Source organism: Planococcus chinensis (assembly GCF_042681545.1).
GTDB lineage: Bacteria > Bacillota > Bacilli > Bacillales_A > Planococcaceae > Planococcus > Planococcus chinensis.
Genome location: NZ_JBHUFW010000011.1, coordinates 141,017 through 160,991 on the forward strand (window position 1 = coordinate 141,017; position 19,975 = coordinate 160,991).

The following is a 19,975-nucleotide window of genomic DNA, read 5'->3' on the forward strand; positions in this document are numbered from 1 at the left end:
CCAAATAAATGGATAACTTACAACAGGAACGTAAAACAGCCCGTCATTTCTCTTCTTTTTGCCGTCATGGTAAAATGTAGGGAATGACGGCTTTTTTATTTGAGAGGGGTAATTTTGTGGCGAAGAAAATTCTTTTATTAGACGGAAACAGTTTGGCATATCGCGCGTTCTTCGCGCTGCCGCTTTTGACCAATGAACAAGGGGTCCATACGAATGCTGTGTATGGGTTTACGATGATGCTGCAGAAAATCTTGGAAGAAGAGCAGCCGACGCATATGATCGTGGCGTTTGACGCCGGGAAAACGACGTTCCGTAATGCGATGTTCGGCGAATACAAGGGAGGGCGCCAAAAGACGCCGCCTGAACTGTCCGAGCAATTTCCATACTTGAGAAAACTGATCGATGCCTACCGCATCAAAACATACGAACTCGAAAATTACGAAGCGGATGACATCATCGGCACATTGAGCCTGGAGGCGGAAAAAGAAGGCGATGAAGTGGTGGTCATTTCCGGAGACAAGGATTTGACGCAGCTGGCATCCCCTTCTACGACGGTTTACATCACGCGCAAAGGGATCACCGATATCGAAAAATATACTGTTGACCATATCCGTGAAAAATACGGCTTGTCGCCGGAGCAGATCATCGATATGAAAGGGCTCATGGGCGATTCCTCTGATAATATTCCGGGCGTTCCGGGCGTTGGCGAGAAGACGGCATTGAAATTGCTGGCTGCCTACGGTTCAGTTGAAGGCGTCTATGAAGCCATCGACGAGCAGAAAGGCAAGCTGAAGGAAAAACTCGCAGCAAACGAAGAGCTTGCCCATATCAGCAAAAAGCTCGCAACGATCGAGCGCGAGGCGCCGATTGAAGTATCCATCAATGACCTGGGCTACTCGGGGCCGGACCAGGATGAACTCATCAAGGTATGGAACGAGCTGGCATTCAAGTCGCTGCTCGAGAAAAGCGAATACACCCAGGAAGAAACGGTGAAAAAAGACCTGGAATTCGAAGTGCTAAGTGAAATCGACGCCTCGATTCTGGAAGACGAGATGGCCATCCATCTGGAGATGTACGATGAACAATACCATACCTGTGATCTCTTAGGGGTATCGTTTGCGACAGCCGACAAGACGTATGTGGCAACGATGGAGACAATCACTTCATCAGAGGCTTTCAGAGCTTGGTTCGAGGATGAATCAAAGAAAAAATTCATGTCCGATTCCAAAGCGGCAACGGCGGCATTTTTGCGCTGCGGACTGGAAGTGAAAGGCGTCGACTTCGATTTGATGCTGGGTGCTTACATCGTCAATCCGTCGCTGACGTATACGGACTTGTCGAACATCGTCCAGGAATATGGCTATACGGAAGTTTCCCAAAACGAACAGATCTACGGAAAAGGTGCGAAGAAATCCGTTCCGGGCGATTTGATCCTGCATGAGCATCTAGCGCGAAAAGCACGGACGATCTGGGAAGTGCGTCCGCTGGTGCTGAAGAAGCTAGAGGAGAACGAACAATTCGGCTTGTACCGCAACCTGGAATTGCCATTGGCAACGATCCTCGGCGCGATGGAATCGTTCGGCGTCAAGGTCGACCGCGAAAGGTTGGCGGAAATGGGCAAAGAATTATCGCATAAGCTCGAGAAGATCGAATTTGAAATCTACGGCCTTGCGGGTGAACGGTTCAACATCAACTCGACCAAACAGCTCGGGACGATCCTGTTCGAAAAGCTGGGCTTGCCGGTCCAGAAAAAAACCAAGACCGGCTATTCGACCGCAGCGGATGTGTTGGAAAAGCTGGAAGGCAAACACGAAATCATTTCGTATATTTTATTGTACCGTCAGCTTGGCAAGATCCTTTCCACTTATATTGAAGGGCTGCTGAAGGAGATACACGAAGACGGCAAAGTCCATACGCGCTTCCAGCAGGCGCTCACGACGACAGGCCGCCTCAGTTCGATCAACCCGAACTTGCAGAACATCCCGGTGCGGCTGGAGGAAGGGCGCAAGATCCGGAAGGCATTTGTGCCGTCGGTGCCTGGATGGCTCATGGTGGCTGCGGATTACTCGCAGATCGAATTGCGGGTGCTTGCGGATATGTCGAAAGATGACAGCCTGATCGATGCCTTCAAGCACGATATGGACATCCATACGAAAACGGCAAGTGATGTGTTCCACGTGCCGGCAGAAGAAGTGACGTCGAATATGCGCCGCGCAGCGAAAGCGGTCAACTTCGGCATCGTCTACGGCATCAGCGATTACGGATTGTCCCAAAGCCTGAACATCACCCGGAAAGAAGCTGCTGAATTCATCGACAGCTACCTGAAGAGCTTCCCGGGCGTCAAGAATTATATGGATACGAGTATCCAGACGGCGAAGAAAAACGGCTTTGTCACCACCATCATGAACCGCCGCCGCTATTTGCCGGATATTAATAGCTCGAACTTCAATCTGCGCAGCTTTGCTGAACGGACGGCGATGAATACACCGATCCAGGGGAGCGCCGCGGACATCATCAAAAAAGCGATGATCGATATGGCGGATGCGCTGGAGCGCGAAGGCATGCAGACGCGCATGCTGCTGCAAGTGCACGATGAATTGATTTTCGAAGCGCCGCCGGAAGAATTGGAGAAACTGAAGACACTGGTTCCTGAAGTCATGGAAAATGCAGTGGAACTGAATGTGCCGCTGAAAGTGGATTTCGCTTACGGCGACACTTGGTACGATACAAAATGATAGGAGTGCTTTTGGATGCCAGAACTTCCTGAAGTGGAAGGCGTCGTCCGCCTGATCCGGCCGGTTGCTGCCGGCAAGGTGATCCGGGATGTTTTCGTGTCGGATACAATCCGCCTTTCAAAAGAAGGGGGCAAGGAGGCCATCATCAAACGGATGGAAGCCGATGCCTTTATCGACAGCCTGATCGGCGCTGAAATTGTGCGGGTGGACCGACGCAGCAAATATATTTATTTTCAGATGAAGAAAGACAATGAGTTTTTATTGGTGAACCACTTGGGGATGTCGGGGGCCTGGTTTTTTGTCGACAGCTTGCTGTCGATCCAGGAGGAGAAGTTCCGCCGGCATGTCCATGTAGTATTGACGCTTGACGATGGAAACCTGCTTGCATATGCGGATATCCGGCGTTTCGGGGAGATGCGGGTGCTGAACGAAGAAGGGGATTTTCCGCCGCTGCTTTTGATGGCGCCGGAACCATTTGACGACGGAGCACTCGAGCATTTCCTGGACATGTCGGAAAGCCCGAAGTATAAGAACAAGCCCATCAAAGAAGTGATTATGGACGGGCGGGTGATTTCCGGCTGCGGCAATATTTACGCGACCGAAGCGCTGTTTCGGATGAAGATTCATCCGAACCGAAAAGCCGGGCGCATCAGCCGTCTGCGGAAAACGCAATTGTTCGAGGCAATTGCTACGATCCTGCTTGAAAGCATTGAAGCGGGAGGAAGCACGATTTCGGATTACCGCAACATAAACGGCGAGTCGGGGCAAATGCAGAACCGGTTCGGCATGTATGGCAAAAAACAGTGCACGGCATGCGGCAGCATGACCAAGTCCCTCCAAATCGGCGGGCGGACTTCGGTATATTGCCCGTCGTGCCAGAAGTGAGGGCTTGGAATGATCATTGGTTTGACGGGCAGCATTGCGAGCGGGAAAAGCACCGTTTCCCAAATGCTGAAAGAGCTCGGGTATCCGATTGTTGATGCCGATCAGGTGGCAAGGCAGGTCGTGGAGCCGGGCAGCGATACATTGAAAAAGATTGAAGAGGCTTTCGGCAGCGAAGTGATTTTGCCGGATGGCGGAATGGACCGGAAAAAGGTGGGCGACATCATCTTCAACGATCCGGCGAGCCGGAAAAAGCTGAATGACATCATCCATCCGGCAATCCGGGCGGAAATGATGCGCCAGCGCGCGGCCTTTCTGGAAGAAGGCCATAAGACCGTCATCATGGATATCCCGCTCCTATTCGAGAGCCGGCTTCAGCATTTCGCCGATAAGATCCTGGTGGTCAGTGTGACGGAAGAGAATCAGTTGGCGCGGCTGATGGAGCGCAACGGGCTGTCTGAAGCAGAAGCCCGAGCGCGCATCGCTTCGCAATTGCCAATGTCGGTAAAAGAAGAAGGGGCCGACGCGGTCATCTACAACAATGGCTCCATCGAAGAAACGAAATGGCAGCTCAACCGGATTTTGGATAGCTGGAATGCAGTGGAATCCTGAAAGAGGCAAAGAATAGAAGTTAAAGGTTCCAGATTACGTAAAATGTGTTATACTATATAACGAATTAAAAATAAAAGTATAACTTAATTTACTGGAGGACTAATAAATGACAGTATCTATTGCGATTAACGGGTTTGGCCGCATCGGCCGCATGGTATTCAGACAAGCCATTTTAATGGATGACATCACGATTTCAGCTGTGAACGCCAGCTATCCTGCTGAAACCTTGGCGCATTTGATTAAGTATGACACAAATCACGGAATCTTCCAGGGCGATGTGTCTCACGAAGAAGATGCGTTGATCGTCAACGGCAAACGGGTGCAGTTGGTGAATGAGCGGGATCCACTCCTTTTACCATGGAAAGAAATGGGCATTGATATTGTTATTGAGGCAACCGGCAAATTTAACGCACGCGAAAAAGCTGCACTTCACTTGGAAGCAGGCGCGCGCAAAGTCATTTTATCGGCACCTGGGAAAAACGCGGATGTCACGATTGTCATGGGCGTCAATGACGACGCTTTGGAAATCGATAAGCATGATGTCATTTCAAATGCGAGCTGCACGACGAACTGCTTGGCTCCGGTCGCGAAAGTGCTGAATGATGCGTTCGGCATCGAAAACGGCTTGATGACGACGGTCCATTCGTATACGAACGACCAGAAAAACCTTGATAACCCGCATAAGGATCTTCGCCGCGCACGTGCATGTGCACAGTCGATCATCCCGACATCTACGGGTGCCGCGAAAGCGCTGTCTTTGGTTTTGCCGGAGCTTGAAGGAAAACTCCACGGCATGGCATTGCGCGTTCCGACACCGAATGTATCGCTTGTCGACCTTGTCGTTGACGTGAAGCAGGACGTAACGGCGGAACAAGTCAACGAGGCGTTTGTTAACGCTTCCGAAAACGGCTTGACCGGCATTTTGACCCTGACGATGGATCCGCTCGTATCGGTCGACTTCAACACGACTGAACAGTCGGCAATCGTGGACGGCCTTTCGACAATGGTCATCGGCAACCGCAAAGTGAAGGTGCTGGCTTGGTACGACAATGAATGGGGCTATTCCGCACGTGTTGTGGATTTAGCAAAGAAAGTCGCAAAATCTATGGTTTATGCATGATAATTGATACGAACCGCATCCCTTGTACAAGAGGGGTGCGGTTTTTTCCTGAAAATAATTTCCTGAAAAAAAGATGTTTTTTCGAGTAATTTTTATTGCATTTCATTTCAATACATCATATACTAACATTCGTAGTCAAAAAACGACTGCGAACTTCTTCGTTACCAGCAGGTTTACGGCAACGGATGGAGCAATCTTTATTCACATGACTGCTTAAAGGGTTAGGACCTCTTTGGACTAACTTTCCCCCGTGGTAGTCAACTTTGAATATTTTGCGCATCAAAACAAAATGATATCAAAGGGGGAAAACGAACCATGGAAACAATGGGACGTCACGTAATTGCAGAACTTTGGCAGTGTGATTTTGACAAATTAAACGATATGGATTTTATCGAACAAACTTTTGTTGATGCAGCACTTAAATCCGGAGCCGAAGTCAGAGAAGTAGCTTTTCACAAATTTGCACCTCAAGGCGTAAGCGGGGTAGTCATCATTTCTGAATCGCATTTAACGATCCACAGCTTCCCGGAACATGGCTATGCAAGTATCGATGTTTATACTTGCGGCGATCTTGATCCAACTGTTGCAGCTAATTATATTGCTGAAGCGTTGAATTCAGGTACGCGTGAATTCGTAGAAATTCCGCGCGGAATGGGTCCAGTCAGTGCTGGCCAATCCAAAGTTTCAGTAAATGCATAATCCGTTAACATGAAACATACTAAGCAGAGGATAAAATCCTCTGCTTTTTCTATTTTACAGAGGAATTTTTGTTATACTATATATATTAGGCTGAAAAAATGATCGTCGAAAATCTGCGGGAGCGGCTTTGCGGCGAAGCTAGCAAAGTCTTCCAAGAGCAGTACGAAAGATGAGATTATTATATAGAAGAAACAGATAGAACGTTTAGGGAGAGGTCCATATGAGATGTCCGGCTTGCCAGCATAACGGGACGCGTGTTGTCGATTCGCGCCCGGTAGATGATAACAAATCAATTCGGAGGCGCAGGGAATGTGAAGCGTGCGGCTACCGTTATACGACCTTCGAGAAAGTGGAAGAAATGCCGCTGATCGTGGTGAAAAAAGACGGTTCGCGCGAAGAGTTCAGCCGCGAGAAAGTGTTGCGCGGTTTGATCCGGGCCTGCGAAAAACGGCCGGTGCCGCTTGAGACACTTGAAAATGTCGTCTTTGACATTGAAAAGGAACTGCGCCGAACTGGCAATGCTGAAGTGAAATCCGAAGAAGTCGGCGAGCTGGTCATGAACCGGCTGGCGGAAATCGACGAAGTGGCGTATGTCCGTTTCGCTTCCGTCTACCGCCAATTCAAAGACATTACTGTATTTATTGATGAACTGAAGGATCTTTTAAAAAAGAATCCGGAAGACAAGAAAACCGAGTAAGGCGGTGAACCATGTCTGCACTTTATAAAGAACTCCAACCCGCGGACTCGTTTAAAATCCGTTTGCCGTACCCTTTTTCAAATTATGACCGCCAGCTGTTGACGCTCCTGTACCAGCCGATGATCGGCGCGGAAGCCACGGCTTTCTACTTGACGCTTTGGGCGGAAGGGGAAGCCGGGGGAGAAGAAGCCACCCATTATTCCTTGATGAATACCTTGGGCGTGCCCATTGCCCGTATTTTCGAATCCCGCATACAGCTCGAGGCGATCGGCCTTATGAAGACGTTCAAAAGGGACGGCGATCACCGGTCGTTCGTCTATGAACTTTGTCCGCCGCTCGACCCCAAGAAATTTTTCCAGGATCCGCTGCTTTCGATGTTCCTGTTCAGCAAGATCGGTGAGACGTCCTACCGGAAAGTGCGGGACCGCTTCCTGAACCAGACCGAAATCCCGGATGGTTTCGAAGAAGTGTCGCGCACATTCACGGACATTTTCCAGCCGGTCCACGCCAAGGCGGGTTATCCGTCAGAGACGAAAGATTTCCATGAACGGACGGAAGGCGGCTATAAGACCGAGGAGGATTTCGATTTTGCGCTGCTCCGGCAAGGATTGTCGGAACAGCTTGTGCCAAAGCGCGTATTGACGGCTTCGGTCAAAGACACCATTGCCAAGCTGGCGTTCCTCTATAGCTGGGGGCCGCTAGATATGCAGAAAGTGGTGCTTTTGGCAATCGATGATGATTCCAAACTGACGCTCGAAGGCCTTAAAAAAGCGGCTTCGGAATATTATAAACTGACTGTGGCGACGACGGCACCGAAACTTGTCCAAGCCCGCAAAAAAGAGCCGGCGGAATCGGCAGAGCCGAAAACCCGGCAGGAAGAGTTGATCCAGTACCTGGAATCCGCCTCGCCTGTCGAAGTGCTCCGTGATATTGCCAACGGCAAAGAACCGTTGCCGGCCGATGTCCAGCTGGCCAACCAATTGGTCATTCAGCATGGCATGGAGCCGGCGGTTGTGAACGTGCTGCTCCAATACGTCCTGCTTCGGACGGATATGAAACTGACAAAAGCGTATGTCGAGAAAATCGCTTCGCATTGGCTCCGCAAAAATGTCACGACAGCCAAGGAAGCGATGGATTTGGCGCGCATCGAACATGAACAATACATGAAATGGAAAGCGGATGGATCGCCTTCTTCCGCCGCCAAATCTGCTACCCGCTCCAACCGCGGCAAGCCGGTGCGGGAAGAGAAGCTGCCGGAATGGTTCTATCAGAAAGATGAGGTGCAGCCGGCCGCTGCCAAGCCGCAGAACACCGATCTGGAAATCGAAAAACAAAAACTCCTCGCTAGACTGGCGATGAAGAAAGGCAAGGGTGATTAAATGGAGCCGATTCGCGAAACATTGAAACGGGTGGTCAATGCCCCCGCTTTCTCGGAGCGCTACAACGATATGCGAAAAGAAGTGCTTGAAAATCACGGCGTCCAGAAGTTCCTGGAAGAGCATTCTTCTGAAATCGATAAAAGCACCGTGGACAGAGGGCTGCATAAATTATACGAGTACATCGACCAGTCCCACGATTGCAATAAATGCCCGAGCTTTGAAGGCTGCATCAACCATCTGAAGGGCTTCGAGCCGAATTTGGTATTGGAGCGCGGGACCATCGGCATTTCCTATACGCCGTGCCGCCTGAAAAATGCCCACGACAATAAACGCCGGGCATCTTCAATGATCCACAGCATGTACATGCCAAAAGAAGTGATGCAGGCGACGCTCAGCGGCTTTGAATTGGATGACAGCCGGATGGAAGCATTCCGTGCCGTCAGCAAGTTTTTGGATGAAACGACCGGCCCGGATAATATGCCGAAGAAAGGCCTGTATTTGTACGGCAAATTCGGCATCGGAAAATCCTATTTGCTGAGTGCCGTGGCCAACGAACTGGCAGAGATGAACATCCGGTCCGTCCTGGTGTTCGTCCCGGAATTCATGCGGGAAATGAAACAGGCGATCGGCGATCAGACACTGCAGGAAAAAGTCGATTACGTCAAAAAAGCCGATGTCCTCATGCTTGATGACATCGGTGCGGAAGCGATGTCGAGCTGGACACGCGACGAAGTGCTCGGTACGATCCTCCATTACCGGATGGCGGAGCGGCTGCCGACGTTCATGACATCGAACTTCAGCTATTCTGAACTCCAGCACCATTTGACGTATTCCCAGCGCGGCGAAAAGGAAGACCTGAAAGCGGCCCGCGTCATGGAACGCATCCGCGCGCTGACGGAACCGGTGAAGCTGGACGGCAGAAACCGCAGGAATTGATTTTAAGGGTGTTGCATTTTGGAGATTTTCGCAGTATAGTAATAACAATCAGAATATGATTTGAAATGCTTTGACAAGGACAAGAGCGGAACTGTACGACTTTCTAGAGAGAGAAGCCACCGGCTGCAAGCTTCTCAAGTACCGGCACAACGCTTACCACCTTCGAGCAGCAGCTGTGAACTTTGGAGTAGCAGCTGACGGTACCGGCCCGTTAGCCGATGCAGAGCTTCGTTTTGGACAGGATCTTTCTGTCCCGAATAGAAGAAGGGTGGAACCACGAACATAGCTTCGTCCCTTTGGGATGAGGCTTTTTTTATTTGTCCGGAAAACGGCAGTCCCTTGGCTGCCGATTGGGTCGGGCAAGGTGTTCAAATCTAAATGAAAAAGGAGAGAGTAATATGTCAGACATGATTCAATTAACATTCCCTGATGGAGCAGTAAAGGAGTTTTCCAAAGGCACGACTACTGAAGAAATTGCTCAATCCATTTCGCCAGGCCTCCGCAAGAAAGCATTGGCCGGAAAAGTCGGCGACCAGCTGGTGGATTTGAAATGGCCGATCTCCCAAGACGGCAGCATCGCAATCATCACACCGGATTCCGATGAAGCGCTGGAAATCCTGCGCCACTCGACTGCGCATCTATTGGCCCAAGCGGTGAAACGCATTTATCCGGATGCCAAACTTGGCGTCGGCCCGGTCATCGAGAACGGATTCTATTACGATATCGATTCCGAAACGGCCATCACTGCAGAAGATTTGCCGGTCATCGAAAAAGAGATGAAGAAAATCATCAACGAAAATATTGAAATTGTCCGCCACGACGTTTCGCGTGCAGAAGCGCAAAAACGCTTCGCAGCAATCGAAGACCCGTACAAATTGGAGCTTCTTGAAGCGATTCCGGAAGACGAGCAAGTGTCGATCTATGAGCAAGGCGACTTTTTCGACCTTTGCCGCGGAATCCACGTGCCGTCGACTGGCAAGCTGAAGGAATTCAAATTGCTGAGTGTGGCCGGCGCGTATTGGAGAGGCGACAGCGACAACAAGATGCTGCAGCGTATCTACGGAACTGCGTTCTTCACAAAAGACGAGCTGAAAGCGCATCTGGCCATGCTTGAAGAAGCGAAAGAGCGCGACCACCGCAAGATCGGAAAAGAACTGAACTTGTTCATGAACTCCCAGAAAGTCGGCCAAGGCTTGCCGATGTGGCTGCCAAAAGGCGCGACTATCCGCCGCATCATCGAGCGCTATATCGTCGACAAGGAAGAAAGCCTGGGCTATGACCATGTCTATACTCCTGTCATGGGAAGCGTCGACCTTTATAAGACAAGCGGCCACTGGGACCATTACCAGGACGATATGTTCCCGGTCATGTCCATGGACAATGAAGACCTTGTGCTCCGGCCGATGAACTGCCCGCACCACATGATGATCTACAAGCAGGGGATCCATTCCTACCGCAACCTGCCGATCCGCATTGCGGAACTTGGGTTGATGCACCGCTACGAAATGTCCGGTGCGCTTTCAGGGCTACAGCGCGTGCGCGGCATGACATTGAACGATGCGCATATCTTCGTGCGCCCCGACCAGATCAAAGAAGAGTTCAAGCGCGTCGTCAACTTGGTGATTGAAGTTTACAAGGACTTCGATATCAAAGATTATTCATTCCGTTTGTCTTACCGTGATCCGCAAGACAAAGAGAAATACTTCGACGACGATGCTATGTGGAACCGCGCCCAGGCGATGCTGAAAGAAGCGATGGACGAATTGGCGCTTCCTTACACTGAAGTGGAAGGGGAAGCAGCATTCTACGGTCCGAAAGTGGACGTCCAAGTGAAAACTGCACTTGGTAAGGAAGAAACGTTGTCTACTGTCCAGCTTGATTTCCTATTGCCGGAGCGCTTCGATTTGAACTATATCGGAGAAGACGGCAAACAGCACCGTCCAGTCGTTATCCACCGCGGCGTTGTTTCAACAATGGAGCGTTTCGTTGCCTTCCTGATCGAAGAGTACAAAGGGGCCTTCCCGACATGGCTCGCACCGGTACAGGTGGAAGTGATTCCGGTTTCGCTTGATGCGCACAGCGAATACGCGAAACAAGTTCAGGACAAGCTTCGCTTGAACCGCCTGCGCGTTGACATCGACGAGCGGGATGAGAAACTCGGCTATAAGATACGTGAAGCCCAGATGCAAAAAGTTCCTTATATGCTCGTAATCGGCGACCAGGAACTCGAGAACGGCTCCGTGAACGTCCGCAAGTACGGCGAACAGAAGTCCGAAAGCATGCCGTTCGACGACTTCCTCAACATGGTCAAGAGCGAACTTCGGTAAGGTTAATTAGCTATAACTATCGATATTCCGCAAAACAGCTTCGCTTGCCTGCGGGCGAGCGCCAAGCCTCCTCAGCCGCGTTGCGGCTTCCGGGGTCTCGGCTTTCTCGCTATCCCGCGGGCGTCTCCGCTGTTTTGCTTCATATCTTAGATAGTACTGCTAATTATGTGAAGCGATCACCTTTTAAAGAACTATACCAGCGCCGGCGCGACTACGAGCTAGGTGATAAAAAGGCCCAAACTACTTTTGGGCCTTTTTATTTGCGACGAAGCTAGCGCGGCGATGATTTTCATACACTATAGCCAGAGTAGCGATGCAGAGATAGAAGCATATGTATTATTATTCATGGACCCTAGAATCTTACTCGGGACTTTCCAACGGGCTCCACTTTCTTGCTCAATATCTTTTAACCAATAATAGAATACAGAAATCATAAGATGACTTTTATACAGCTAAGAAATGTCTAAGCATCGGCGCGACCATGGGCTAGGCGAAGCAAGAAGACAGGCGGTCTTTGCCTGGCTTCTTGTGGGAGCCAAAGAGACACCCAAAGCATTTGGGTGTCTCTTTTGCGACGAGCTTGCGCAGGAGCAATCGTCTTTGCACTGCCCAAAGCGCCGAAGCGGAGTATAATAGCCAACTTCTTAAGTTCAGCTTATATTGATATAGCTGTTGACAAGGGCATGTACGCGTGATATTATAGATAAGGTTATAGAATACTTATATGTGCAAAGCAGGAGCACCCGCTTCTCACCTGATCGACCGATTGTTGGCAGGTATACACGATTGACTACTACACGCATGCTTGCGTATTGTCATATTTGCGGGTGGACCTCTGTGGTTCATCCGCTTTTGTTTTGGATCGGAACCTGTAAGCCGGCAATCGTCGGTTCGAGCATTTAAGCTATTCGCGACACTATCCGGAGGTGGATTAATATTAGCAAAGACATTAATGTAAACGAAGGTATTCGTGCACGTGAACTGCGGGTTATTGATCAGAACGGTGAACAACTCGGCATTAAAACACGTAACGAAGCACTTGAAATTGCGGCACGTGTCAACTTGGATCTTGTACTTGTGGCTCCTCAAGCTAAGCCACCGGTCGCACGCATCATGGACCACGGGAAATTCAAGTTCGAGCAACAGAAAAAAGATCGTGAAATCCGCAAGAATCAGAAAGTCATCGTTGTCAAAGAAGTGCGCCTAAGCCCTTCAATTGACGATCACGATTTCAACACGAAACTTCGCAACGCGATCAAGTTCCTTGAAAAAGGCGACAAAGTAAAAGCTTCAATCCGTTTCAAAGGCCGTGCGATCACGCACAAAGAAATCGGACAGCGCGTCCTTGAACGCTTCGCAGAAGCGTGCAAAGAGGTAGCTACGGTTGAACAGCGCCCGAAAATGGATGGCCGCAGCATGTTCTTGATGCTTGCGCCGGTTAACGAAAAAGAATAATAGTACAATTGTTTAGGAGGAACTCGAAATGCCGAAAATGAAAAGCCATAGCGGTGCGTCAAAACGTTTCAAGAAAACTGGAACTGGTAAAGTAAGACGCAATCGTTCACACACAAGCCATTTATTTGCAAACAAATCGACTAAGCAAAAACGTCACCTTCGCAAAGGGAAACTTGTTTCTGCAGGCGACTTGAAGCGCATCAAATCTTTGATCTACAACATGAAGTAAGACTAGAAAAGCGTAAGCGCCCGTGTAGATTCAACGGGCATAAGATGAATGGGCGAAGCGGCGCTTTTTGCCGCACAGCCACTTCGGCTTATGACCCCGAGAATCTGGGCGCTGCAGTCTAGACAAAAATTAAAAATCGAATTTTCATATTCAAGCAGGAGGTAATGTATTATGCCACGCGTAAAAGGTGGAACAGTGACGCGCCAGCGTCGTAAAAAGGTCATTAAATTAGCAAAAGGTTATTATGGTGCTAAGCACATCCAATATAAAGTAGCAAACCAGCAAGTGATGAAATCTGGTAACTATGCTTACCGTGACCGTCGCAACAAAAAACGTGACTTCCGCAGACTGTGGATCACGCGCATCAACGCGGCTGCTCGCTTGAACGAGATTTCTTACAGCCGTTTGATGAACGGCCTTAAAGTTGCCGGCATCGACATCAACCGCAAAATGCTAGCTGAAATCGCTGTATCTGATGCAGCTGCTTTCACAGCATTGGCTGACCAAGCTAAAAAAGCGTTGAACAAATAAGAATACAAATGAAAAGACTGGCGAAACCTCGCCAGTCTTTTTCTATAGGAGGAAAAGCGATGTTTTTGATTATCCTGGGGTATTTTGCGGTGCTTTCGTTATTGGCATTCGTCATGATGCGCATCGACAAGACGCAGGCACAGCGGCGCGGACAGCGCATCCCTGAAAAGAATCTCTGGTCGGTTGCCATATTCGGCGGCGGCATCGGCGCATATGCGGGCATGATGGCGTTTCGCCACAAAACAAAACACACCAATTTCCGCGTCGGGTTTCTGTTGCTCGCGGCCATTGATGTGGCGTTATTGATATGGAGTTTCAAGGAATTTGGCTGAAGAAGGGTGATCGTTCACCCTTCCTGCATGATCACTTGTTCAATCGGATTTTTCCAGTTGATCTGCGCGTCCGGGTAGTTCTTGCGGATTTCATCCTCCAAGAACCGGAAATCTTCTTTGCCCAGGGCATCCAGTTTGGCGGAATCCTCGGTCCAGACGAATATGGATTCAACCGTGCCGGCATCCTCGCCGGTCCCCATGTATTTTTCACCTGCGAATAAAACCCCTTTAAATACAATATGAAAATTCTTTCTAGGATCTGTACGGTCGTCTTCAAAATAGAAGGTGCCTGACGCTAAGGCCGACTCAATCTTGCGTTTTGGATCCATCATGTACTTGGCCAATCGATACGCGATATAAATAATAAGTGCAATGACAATCAGGCGGATTAAAAAACCCATGGTTTATTCCCCTCACTCCCAGCGTTCTAATGTATAATACGAACGGAAAGTATTATGGTTTCAAGATTTTATTGGAAAAAGGAGTGGTTGCATGAATTTGCAGGAATTGTTTGCGATGCAGGAGGAACTGGACCGGTTTATCCAATCGAACCGCGGGATGGAAGAAGATCTTTTCCGTAAAAAAGGGCTGGCGCTTTTGGTGGAGCTCGCTGAATTGGCGAACGAGACGCGGTGCTTCAAGTTCTGGAGCACCAAAGAAGCATCCGCCCGCGAAGTGATTCTGGAGGAATATGTTGACTCGATCCACTTTTTGCTGTCGCTCGGCATTGAAAAAGATCTGAACATGCTGTCCGAGTGGCCGGACCGCGTTGGGGAGACGGATCTGACCGAATTGTTCATCGCCACACAGCGGCAAATACTGGAGTTCCTTGAAGACTACTCGGTATCGAATTACCAGGACGTCTGGAGCTGGTACGGCGGCATCGCCCACGCGCTCGGCTTCACGTATGACGAGATTTTGGAAGCGTATATCGCCAAAAACAAAACCAATTACGAGCGCCAGAACGAAGGCTATTAAGAATGTTTTGATAATGGAAGAGCTTTCATTTATAATAAAACAGAATGAATATTTAGGAGGTCGAAATAATGGTTAAAATGGACGATACATTAGTGATGCTGAAAGAATTGACGGACGCAAACGGAATTCCCGGCAACGAACGCCAAGCCCGTGAAGTTATGAAAAAATACATAGCGCCGTTTGCAGATTCTGTGGAAACGGACAACTTGGGCGGCTTGATCGCCCGCAAAGAAGGCGCAGCAGACGGCCCGAAAATCATGGTCGCTGGCCACTTGGACGAAATCGGCTTTATGATTACCCAAATCGACGACAAAGGCTTCTTGAAATTCCAGACGGTCGGCGGCTGGTGGTCGCAGGTCATGCTGGCTCAGCGTGTGACGATCACGACTCGCAGCGGCAAGGAAATCACAGGCGTTATCGGCTCTAAACCGCCGCACATCCTGTCTCCGGAAGCACGCAAAAAACCGGTGGAAATCAAAGACATGTTCATAGACATCGGCGCTTCATCCCGCGATGAAGTGAAAGAGTGGGGCATCACGCCAGGGGATATGGTCACGCCGTATTTCGAATTCTCGGTCATGACAAATGAAAAATTGCTCCTTGCTAAAGCTTGGGACAACCGCATCGGTTGTGCGATTGCCATCGACGTGCTCAAAGGATTGAAAGGCGTCGACCACCCGAACATCGTTTACGGAGTAGGCACCATCCAGGAAGAAGTCGGCCTTCGCGGCGCGCGCACAGCGGCAGCGAAAATCCAGCCGGACATCGGTTTTGCAGTAGATGTCGGCATTGCAGGCGACACGCCTGGAATCACGGCACAGGAATCCAACAGCAAAATGGGCGACGGCCCGCAGATCCTGCTTTACGACGCTTCCATGGTATCTCACCGCGGCTTGCGTGAACTTGTCGTGGATACAGCTGAAGAAGCAGGCATCCCGTACCAGTTCGAAACGATTGCAGGCGGCGGAACGGATGCCGGCTCGATCCACTTGACGGCAAACGGCGTCCCATCCCTATCAATCGGTGTAGCTACCCGCTACATCCACTCGCACGCAGGCATCCTGCACCGCGACGATTACGAAAACGCAGTAAAATTGATCATCGAAGTGATCAAGAAATTGGATAAAGACACGGTTGCTCGTATCACGTTCGAGTAATTTGTTCCAGACCTCGCCATTTGGCGAGGTTTTTTTGGTTGGTGCAAGTGAAGGAAGAAATGCTGCAAGTAAAACACGATTTACTGCAAGTAAAATTAATTTGCCGCAAGTAAAACTAAAATACTGCAAGTAATATCCTATTTGCCGCAAGTAAATCTGAAATACTGCAAGTAAGCAATTTTTTACATAAGCTACGGAAAACAAAATTACTCTTAGAAACGCAAAACGGAATAAACAACCGCAAACGTAGCTATTCATTAAAGAAATCGCCTCAAAAATACCCGTTGAGAAATAGTTTGAAATAGCTTATCGAATCGTTTAATTTAGCTATAGGAGGTGTTGAATGGAGAAGAAAAAAGTGGTCATGCTGAGTGAAGCAGAGTCGCTGGAATGCCTGCTTCATCGATTGCCAAAGGAGCATTCATACAGGAAATTTTTCGAAGTGGAGCTACATCGGAGCAAATCGGGTAAGAGAGGCGAAGCCCGGATGAAAAGGAAGTTCAATGAATTTTATTTGCCTGAAGAGCATGACGTCATGTGGAATGTCAGTTTAGCAATCGGTGGCTGGCGGGTGCAGATGGATGGCCTGCTGCTGACGGACCGCTGTGCGGTAATCATCGAATCCAAAAATATAAGCGGGAGAATCCATTTTGATGAAGCGACAGGAGAATTCTACCGATTCAACGATGACGATGAAAAAACAATAATGGAAGATCCGACCATCCAGTTAAACAAGCATATACGCTTTCTCGAAGCGTGGTTTAAAATCCGAAATATCCCTATGCCGATAGACGGCCTCGTAGTGTTCACCCCCAAACAATGCGAATTTATATCGAAGCCGAAAGATAAGTACATTTGCAAGACTTATCAGATGGTGGAGTACCTGCATATCATTCTTCAAAATTATCCTCAAAGAATAGCATCACCCAAATTAGACGACATCAAAAAAGCGATTGAAGACAACCTAGCGCCTTATCAGCGGATTCCGTTGTGTGAACAATATAGGCTGGATTGGCGGGAGTTGAAGAAAGGAGTATGGTGCAAAGGATGCAAGGAATACGCCGTGAGACGAAAACATAAGTCTGGATGCGTTTGCAGCATCTGCAATAAAAGCGATGAAACAGCGGCATTGCACTCCATGCAGGAATATTTTTCACTAATTAGCTCGGAGGTAAGCAATAAACAATTTAGAGATTTTTTGAACGTGGATTCTCCTTTTACAGCTTCAAGAGAGTTGGCACGGTATGATTTGGAAATCCAAGGGACATATAAAAATCGTGTTTATACGCTAAAGCAAGCAGGATATTAAGATAGTGCAAGTAAAATCCGGTTTTCCGCAAGTAAATTGTATTTACTGCAAGTAAAGCACCATTTGCTGCAAGTAAACTCAAAATACTGCAAGTAAATCTGAAATACCGCCAGTAAAGTCGCACTTGCCTCAAGTAACCATTCTTTCATCGCTTTTCGCCCGCGAAAAGCATCCATCATCAGCCTTTGACCTTGCTCTTTAACCCCAACCCCCTAGCCCTTCGCCTCCAGCGAAGGGCTTTTTAAATGCCGGGACCGCCGGCAGCGGTCCGAAAAACCAAAAATATGTAAATAATTCTTTACTTAATGTTAAGTATACTGTACATTATGTTATATAAACCGAACATCATAGTTGAGAGGATGACGCACATGCTCAGGAATCGGGTGAAGGAGCTGCGTGCCCGGCACGGCTTTACGCAGAGTGATTTGGGCAAGCTGGTGGATGTCACCAGGCAGACGATCGCGTTTATTGAGAAGGGGGAATTTTCGCCTTCCATTACGCTGGCATTGAAACTGGCGAAAACGTTAGAAACGAAAGTGGACGATCTATTTTGGCTGGAAGGGGATGGGACACATGAAAAATGATTTTCGTTTGCAGTATCCATTATGGATGATGGGGTTTATTGTCGTACTCGGGCTATTTGCATATGGCATCAGTTCGCCGACTACTGAGGTGATCAACAATGGTACGGAAACCAGGATTACGTATAGTATTGGGGGCGCGATGGGCATGTTCGCAGTCGGTTCAGTGATCGTCTACTTGATCATGCTGCTGATATTCAGTCTCCAATTAAGAAAGCACAATAAAAACAATCCCCAGCAAAAAGTAAAGGCGTTTTCCATCCGGCCGCCCGAATATTTGGAGCAGGATGAAGGGATGACGTTCATCACCCGGAAAGCCGCGCAAAAAGTTTATACTTATATTACTTGGAGCTTGCCGCTGCTTGCGGCATTTGCGATTGTCTTTCCGGTGCCGCGCATTTTCATCATCTGGGGGATCCTCCTCCTGGCGCTCGGCCAATACTGGATCTACTACTGGGAAATCCGGAGCCATTTTAAGGAGGAAGCGGAATGATGTACGAATACTTGATGGTTTTTGTCGGAGCTGCGGTTCCGTGGCTTGAGATTGCGCTGGTCATCCCGCTCGGCATTGTCTGGGGGCTTTCGCCTTTTTGGGTGATTGTTACGGCATTTGTAGGCAATATGCTGACGGTGCTCGCGCTGATCATCGGCTTTGAGAAATTCAGGGTGTGGTATGCGAAACGCCAGGAAGCGAAAGGCAAGGCCCCTTCAAAGAAAAGCGAGCGGGCGAAAAAGATCATGAACAAATATGGTCTTCCCGGACTTGCGCTGCTCGGCCCGATCCTGATCGGCACCCACATTGCGGCATTCATCGGCATGACACTCGGCGCGACCAAGAGAAACACGACGGTATGGCTGACGGCCAGCATCGCGCTCTGGAGCCTTGTCTTCGGCATCGCGACTGCACTTGGCTTCGACTTTTTCACGAGTTAGCCATAAAGCTGTGCTATACTGATTTTATTCTGAAATAAAGGCGTGAACGATATATGAAAAGAATTGAATCGGTACAGAACTCGCTCGTCAAGCATTGGAAAAAGCTTGGGACGACCCGCAAAGAGCGCGACAAGTTTGCGGAATTTCTGGTGGAAGGCTTCCATCTGACAGAAGAGGCATTGAAGAAGAAAGATCTCATCAAGTCATTGATCCTCCGTGAAGGTGTCGACATCCCGGCGGACTGGGACGTGGATGATGTTCCGCAATATTCCATTACTGCCCAAGTGGCAAAAGAGATTTCCGAGACGGAGCATTCGCAGGGGATTTTTGCGCATTGTGCCCAGCCGGAGTTTACGGAAGAGGAGCAGCAGTCGTGGAGCAAGCTCCTGCTGATTGATGCCGTACAGGACCCGGGCAATGTCGGCACGATGATTCGCACGGCATCAGCCAGCGGAATCGACGCGGTCGTGCTCGGCAAAGGAAGCGCTGACCCGTACAACCCGAAAACGGTCCGCTCGGCGCAAGGTGCGAATTTCCAGGTTCCTGTCGTCAGAGGCGATTTGCTGGAATGGGTTGTCGCTTTGCAGAAGCGCAGCATCCCGGTATACGGCACGGCGCTACACAACGCGACGCCGGTGCACGAAGCAGAAAGCCGCGAGCAATTCGCGCTGCTGGTCGGCAATGAGGGCAGCGGAGTGGATCCGATCCTCTTGCAGCAGGCAGACCAGAACCTCGTCGTGCCCCTATACGGCCAAGCAGAGTCGCTGAATGTAGCGGTTGCGACCGGCATTTTGCTTTATAGCCTGGTGCCGAAAAACTAAATTTGATAAAAGCTTCGAACTTTCGTATAATTAATTGGTAAATAAACAAAAGCGTCGACCGGGAAAAGTACGTTGCGCCCATGCATCGAAGGGATTCTGCACCTTGACTGAAAGTGCGGAAATGCATACGCCACAGAAGTTCACCCCGCGAGCTGCCTGACGGGACCAGCAGAGATGCTGTAAAGACGGGCCGGTGAAGAGCCGTTATGCAAATGAGTGATTGCGCTTGGCGCAATAACTAGGGTGGTACCGCGAATAATGC

Annotated in this window: 21 protein-coding genes and 2 other annotated features (1 of these 23 only partly in view); of the genes, 20 read left to right on the top strand and 1 reads right to left on the bottom strand. The window is 49.4% G+C overall.

The features are described from left to right. Positions 1 to 83 precede the first annotated feature (83 nt). The 13 genes from polA to ACFSDB_RS13350 all read left to right on the top strand — a co-directional run bounded on the left by polA (position 84) and on the right by ACFSDB_RS13350 (position 13,934). Positions 84 to 2,735 carry a DNA polymerase I gene (polA, locus tag ACFSDB_RS13290; RefSeq protein WP_204890283.1) on the top strand — a complete coding sequence of 884 codons (2,652 nt, stop codon included), beginning with the start codon at positions 84 to 86 and terminating at the stop codon, positions 2,733 to 2,735. Positions 2,736 to 2,750: 15 nt separating this feature from the next. Further along, on the top strand, positions 2,751 to 3,620 hold the full coding sequence (gene mutM / locus ACFSDB_RS13295; protein ID WP_204890284.1) for a bifunctional DNA-formamidopyrimidine glycosylase/DNA-(apurinic or apyrimidinic site) lyase: 870 nt from the start codon (positions 2,751 to 2,753) through the stop codon (positions 3,618 to 3,620). Positions 3,621 to 3,629: 9 nt separating this feature from the next. Continuing rightward, a complete protein-coding gene (coaE, locus tag ACFSDB_RS13300) occupies positions 3,630 to 4,229 on the top strand; it encodes a dephospho-CoA kinase (protein WP_204890285.1) in 600 nt (199 codons plus the stop codon). A gap of 106 nt (positions 4,230 to 4,335) precedes the next feature. Next, on the top strand, positions 4,336 to 5,349 hold the full coding sequence (locus ACFSDB_RS13305) for a glyceraldehyde-3-phosphate dehydrogenase (protein WP_204890286.1): 1,014 nt from the start codon (positions 4,336 to 4,338) through the stop codon (positions 5,347 to 5,349). A gap of 315 nt (positions 5,350 to 5,664) precedes the next feature. After that, the gene (speD, locus tag ACFSDB_RS13310) at positions 5,665 to 6,048 is read left to right on the top strand and encodes an adenosylmethionine decarboxylase (RefSeq protein WP_135500321.1); all 384 of its coding nucleotides are present in this window, start codon (positions 5,665 to 5,667) and stop codon (positions 6,046 to 6,048) included. A gap of 220 nt (positions 6,049 to 6,268) precedes the next feature. Then, positions 6,269 to 6,745, top strand: a complete 477-nt coding sequence (gene nrdR / locus ACFSDB_RS13315) for a transcriptional regulator NrdR (RefSeq protein ID WP_204890287.1) — start codon at positions 6,269 to 6,271, stop codon at positions 6,743 to 6,745. 11 nt (positions 6,746 to 6,756) lie between these two features. Next, the gene (locus tag ACFSDB_RS13320; protein WP_204890288.1) at positions 6,757 to 8,124 is read left to right on the top strand and encodes a replication initiation and membrane attachment family protein; all 1,368 of its coding nucleotides are present in this window, start codon (positions 6,757 to 6,759) and stop codon (positions 8,122 to 8,124) included. After that, positions 8,125 to 9,060: a primosomal protein DnaI gene (gene dnaI, locus ACFSDB_RS13325; protein ID WP_204890289.1), complete on the top strand. Its 936-nt coding sequence runs from the start codon at positions 8,125 to 8,127 to the stop codon at positions 9,058 to 9,060. Between the two features lie 398 nt (positions 9,061 to 9,458). Then, positions 9,459 to 11,387: a threonine--tRNA ligase gene (gene thrS, locus ACFSDB_RS13330; protein ID WP_204890290.1), complete on the top strand. Its 1,929-nt coding sequence runs from the start codon at positions 9,459 to 9,461 to the stop codon at positions 11,385 to 11,387. Between the two features lie 725 nt (positions 11,388 to 12,112). Further along, positions 12,113 to 12,251 (top strand) — a sequence feature (ribosomal protein L20 leader region). 84 nt (positions 12,252 to 12,335) lie between these two features. Next, the gene (gene infC / locus ACFSDB_RS13335; protein WP_040852855.1) at positions 12,336 to 12,842 is read left to right on the top strand and encodes a translation initiation factor IF-3; all 507 of its coding nucleotides are present in this window, start codon (positions 12,336 to 12,338) and stop codon (positions 12,840 to 12,842) included. Positions 12,843 to 12,870: 28 nt separating this feature from the next. Further along, entirely contained in the window at positions 12,871 to 13,071 is a 201-nt protein-coding gene (rpmI, locus tag ACFSDB_RS13340; RefSeq protein WP_204890291.1) for a 50S ribosomal protein L35, read from the top strand. Between the two features lie 171 nt (positions 13,072 to 13,242). Then, a complete protein-coding gene (gene rplT / locus ACFSDB_RS13345; protein ID WP_204890292.1) occupies positions 13,243 to 13,602 on the top strand; it encodes a 50S ribosomal protein L20 in 360 nt (119 codons plus the stop codon). Positions 13,603 to 13,661: 59 nt separating this feature from the next. Continuing rightward, positions 13,662 to 13,934 carry a DUF1294 domain-containing protein gene (locus tag ACFSDB_RS13350; protein ID WP_204890293.1) on the top strand — a complete coding sequence of 91 codons (273 nt, stop codon included), beginning with the start codon at positions 13,662 to 13,664 and terminating at the stop codon, positions 13,932 to 13,934. Between the two features lie 14 nt (positions 13,935 to 13,948). On the opposite strand, the gene ACFSDB_RS13355 is transcribed toward ACFSDB_RS13350, so the two are convergent. Further along, positions 13,949 to 14,335, bottom strand: coding sequence for a sigma-w pathway protein ysdB (locus ACFSDB_RS13355; protein ID WP_204890294.1), 387 nt, complete (start codon positions 14,333 to 14,335; stop codon positions 13,949 to 13,951). A 91-nt stretch (positions 14,336 to 14,426) separates the two neighbouring features. Here ACFSDB_RS13355 and ACFSDB_RS13360 point away from each other — a divergent pair, with 91 nt between their 5' ends. The 7 genes from ACFSDB_RS13360 to ACFSDB_RS13390 all read left to right on the top strand — a co-directional run bounded on the left by ACFSDB_RS13360 (position 14,427) and on the right by ACFSDB_RS13390 (position 19,713). After that, entirely contained in the window at positions 14,427 to 14,912 is a 486-nt protein-coding gene (locus ACFSDB_RS13360) for a dUTP diphosphatase (RefSeq protein WP_204890295.1), read from the top strand. A gap of 68 nt (positions 14,913 to 14,980) precedes the next feature. Beyond that, positions 14,981 to 16,069, top strand: coding sequence for a M42 family metallopeptidase (locus tag ACFSDB_RS13365; RefSeq protein WP_204890296.1), 1,089 nt, complete (start codon positions 14,981 to 14,983; stop codon positions 16,067 to 16,069). A 343-nt stretch (positions 16,070 to 16,412) separates the two neighbouring features. Continuing rightward, entirely contained in the window at positions 16,413 to 17,378 is a 966-nt protein-coding gene (locus ACFSDB_RS13370; RefSeq protein WP_204890297.1) for a nuclease-related domain-containing protein, read from the top strand. Between the two features lie 368 nt (positions 17,379 to 17,746). Next, positions 17,747 to 17,962, top strand: a complete 216-nt coding sequence (locus ACFSDB_RS13375; RefSeq protein WP_204890298.1) for a helix-turn-helix transcriptional regulator — start codon at positions 17,747 to 17,749, stop codon at positions 17,960 to 17,962. Then, positions 17,952 to 18,452, top strand: a complete 501-nt coding sequence (locus tag ACFSDB_RS13380; protein ID WP_204890299.1) for a hypothetical protein — start codon at positions 17,952 to 17,954, stop codon at positions 18,450 to 18,452. The genes ACFSDB_RS13375 and ACFSDB_RS13380 overlap by 11 nt, the downstream gene beginning before the upstream one ends. Next, on the top strand, positions 18,452 to 18,892 hold the full coding sequence (locus ACFSDB_RS13385; protein WP_204890677.1) for a small multi-drug export protein: 441 nt from the start codon (positions 18,452 to 18,454) through the stop codon (positions 18,890 to 18,892). Before ACFSDB_RS13380 ends, ACFSDB_RS13385 begins: the two co-directional genes overlap by 1 nt. A 53-nt stretch (positions 18,893 to 18,945) precedes the next feature. Continuing rightward, positions 18,946 to 19,713 carry a TrmH family RNA methyltransferase gene (locus tag ACFSDB_RS13390; protein ID WP_204890300.1) on the top strand — a complete coding sequence of 256 codons (768 nt, stop codon included), beginning with the start codon at positions 18,946 to 18,948 and terminating at the stop codon, positions 19,711 to 19,713. A 45-nt stretch (positions 19,714 to 19,758) separates the two neighbouring features. After that, positions 19,759 to 19,975: a binding site (T-box leader), on the top strand (it continues 12 nt past the right edge of the window).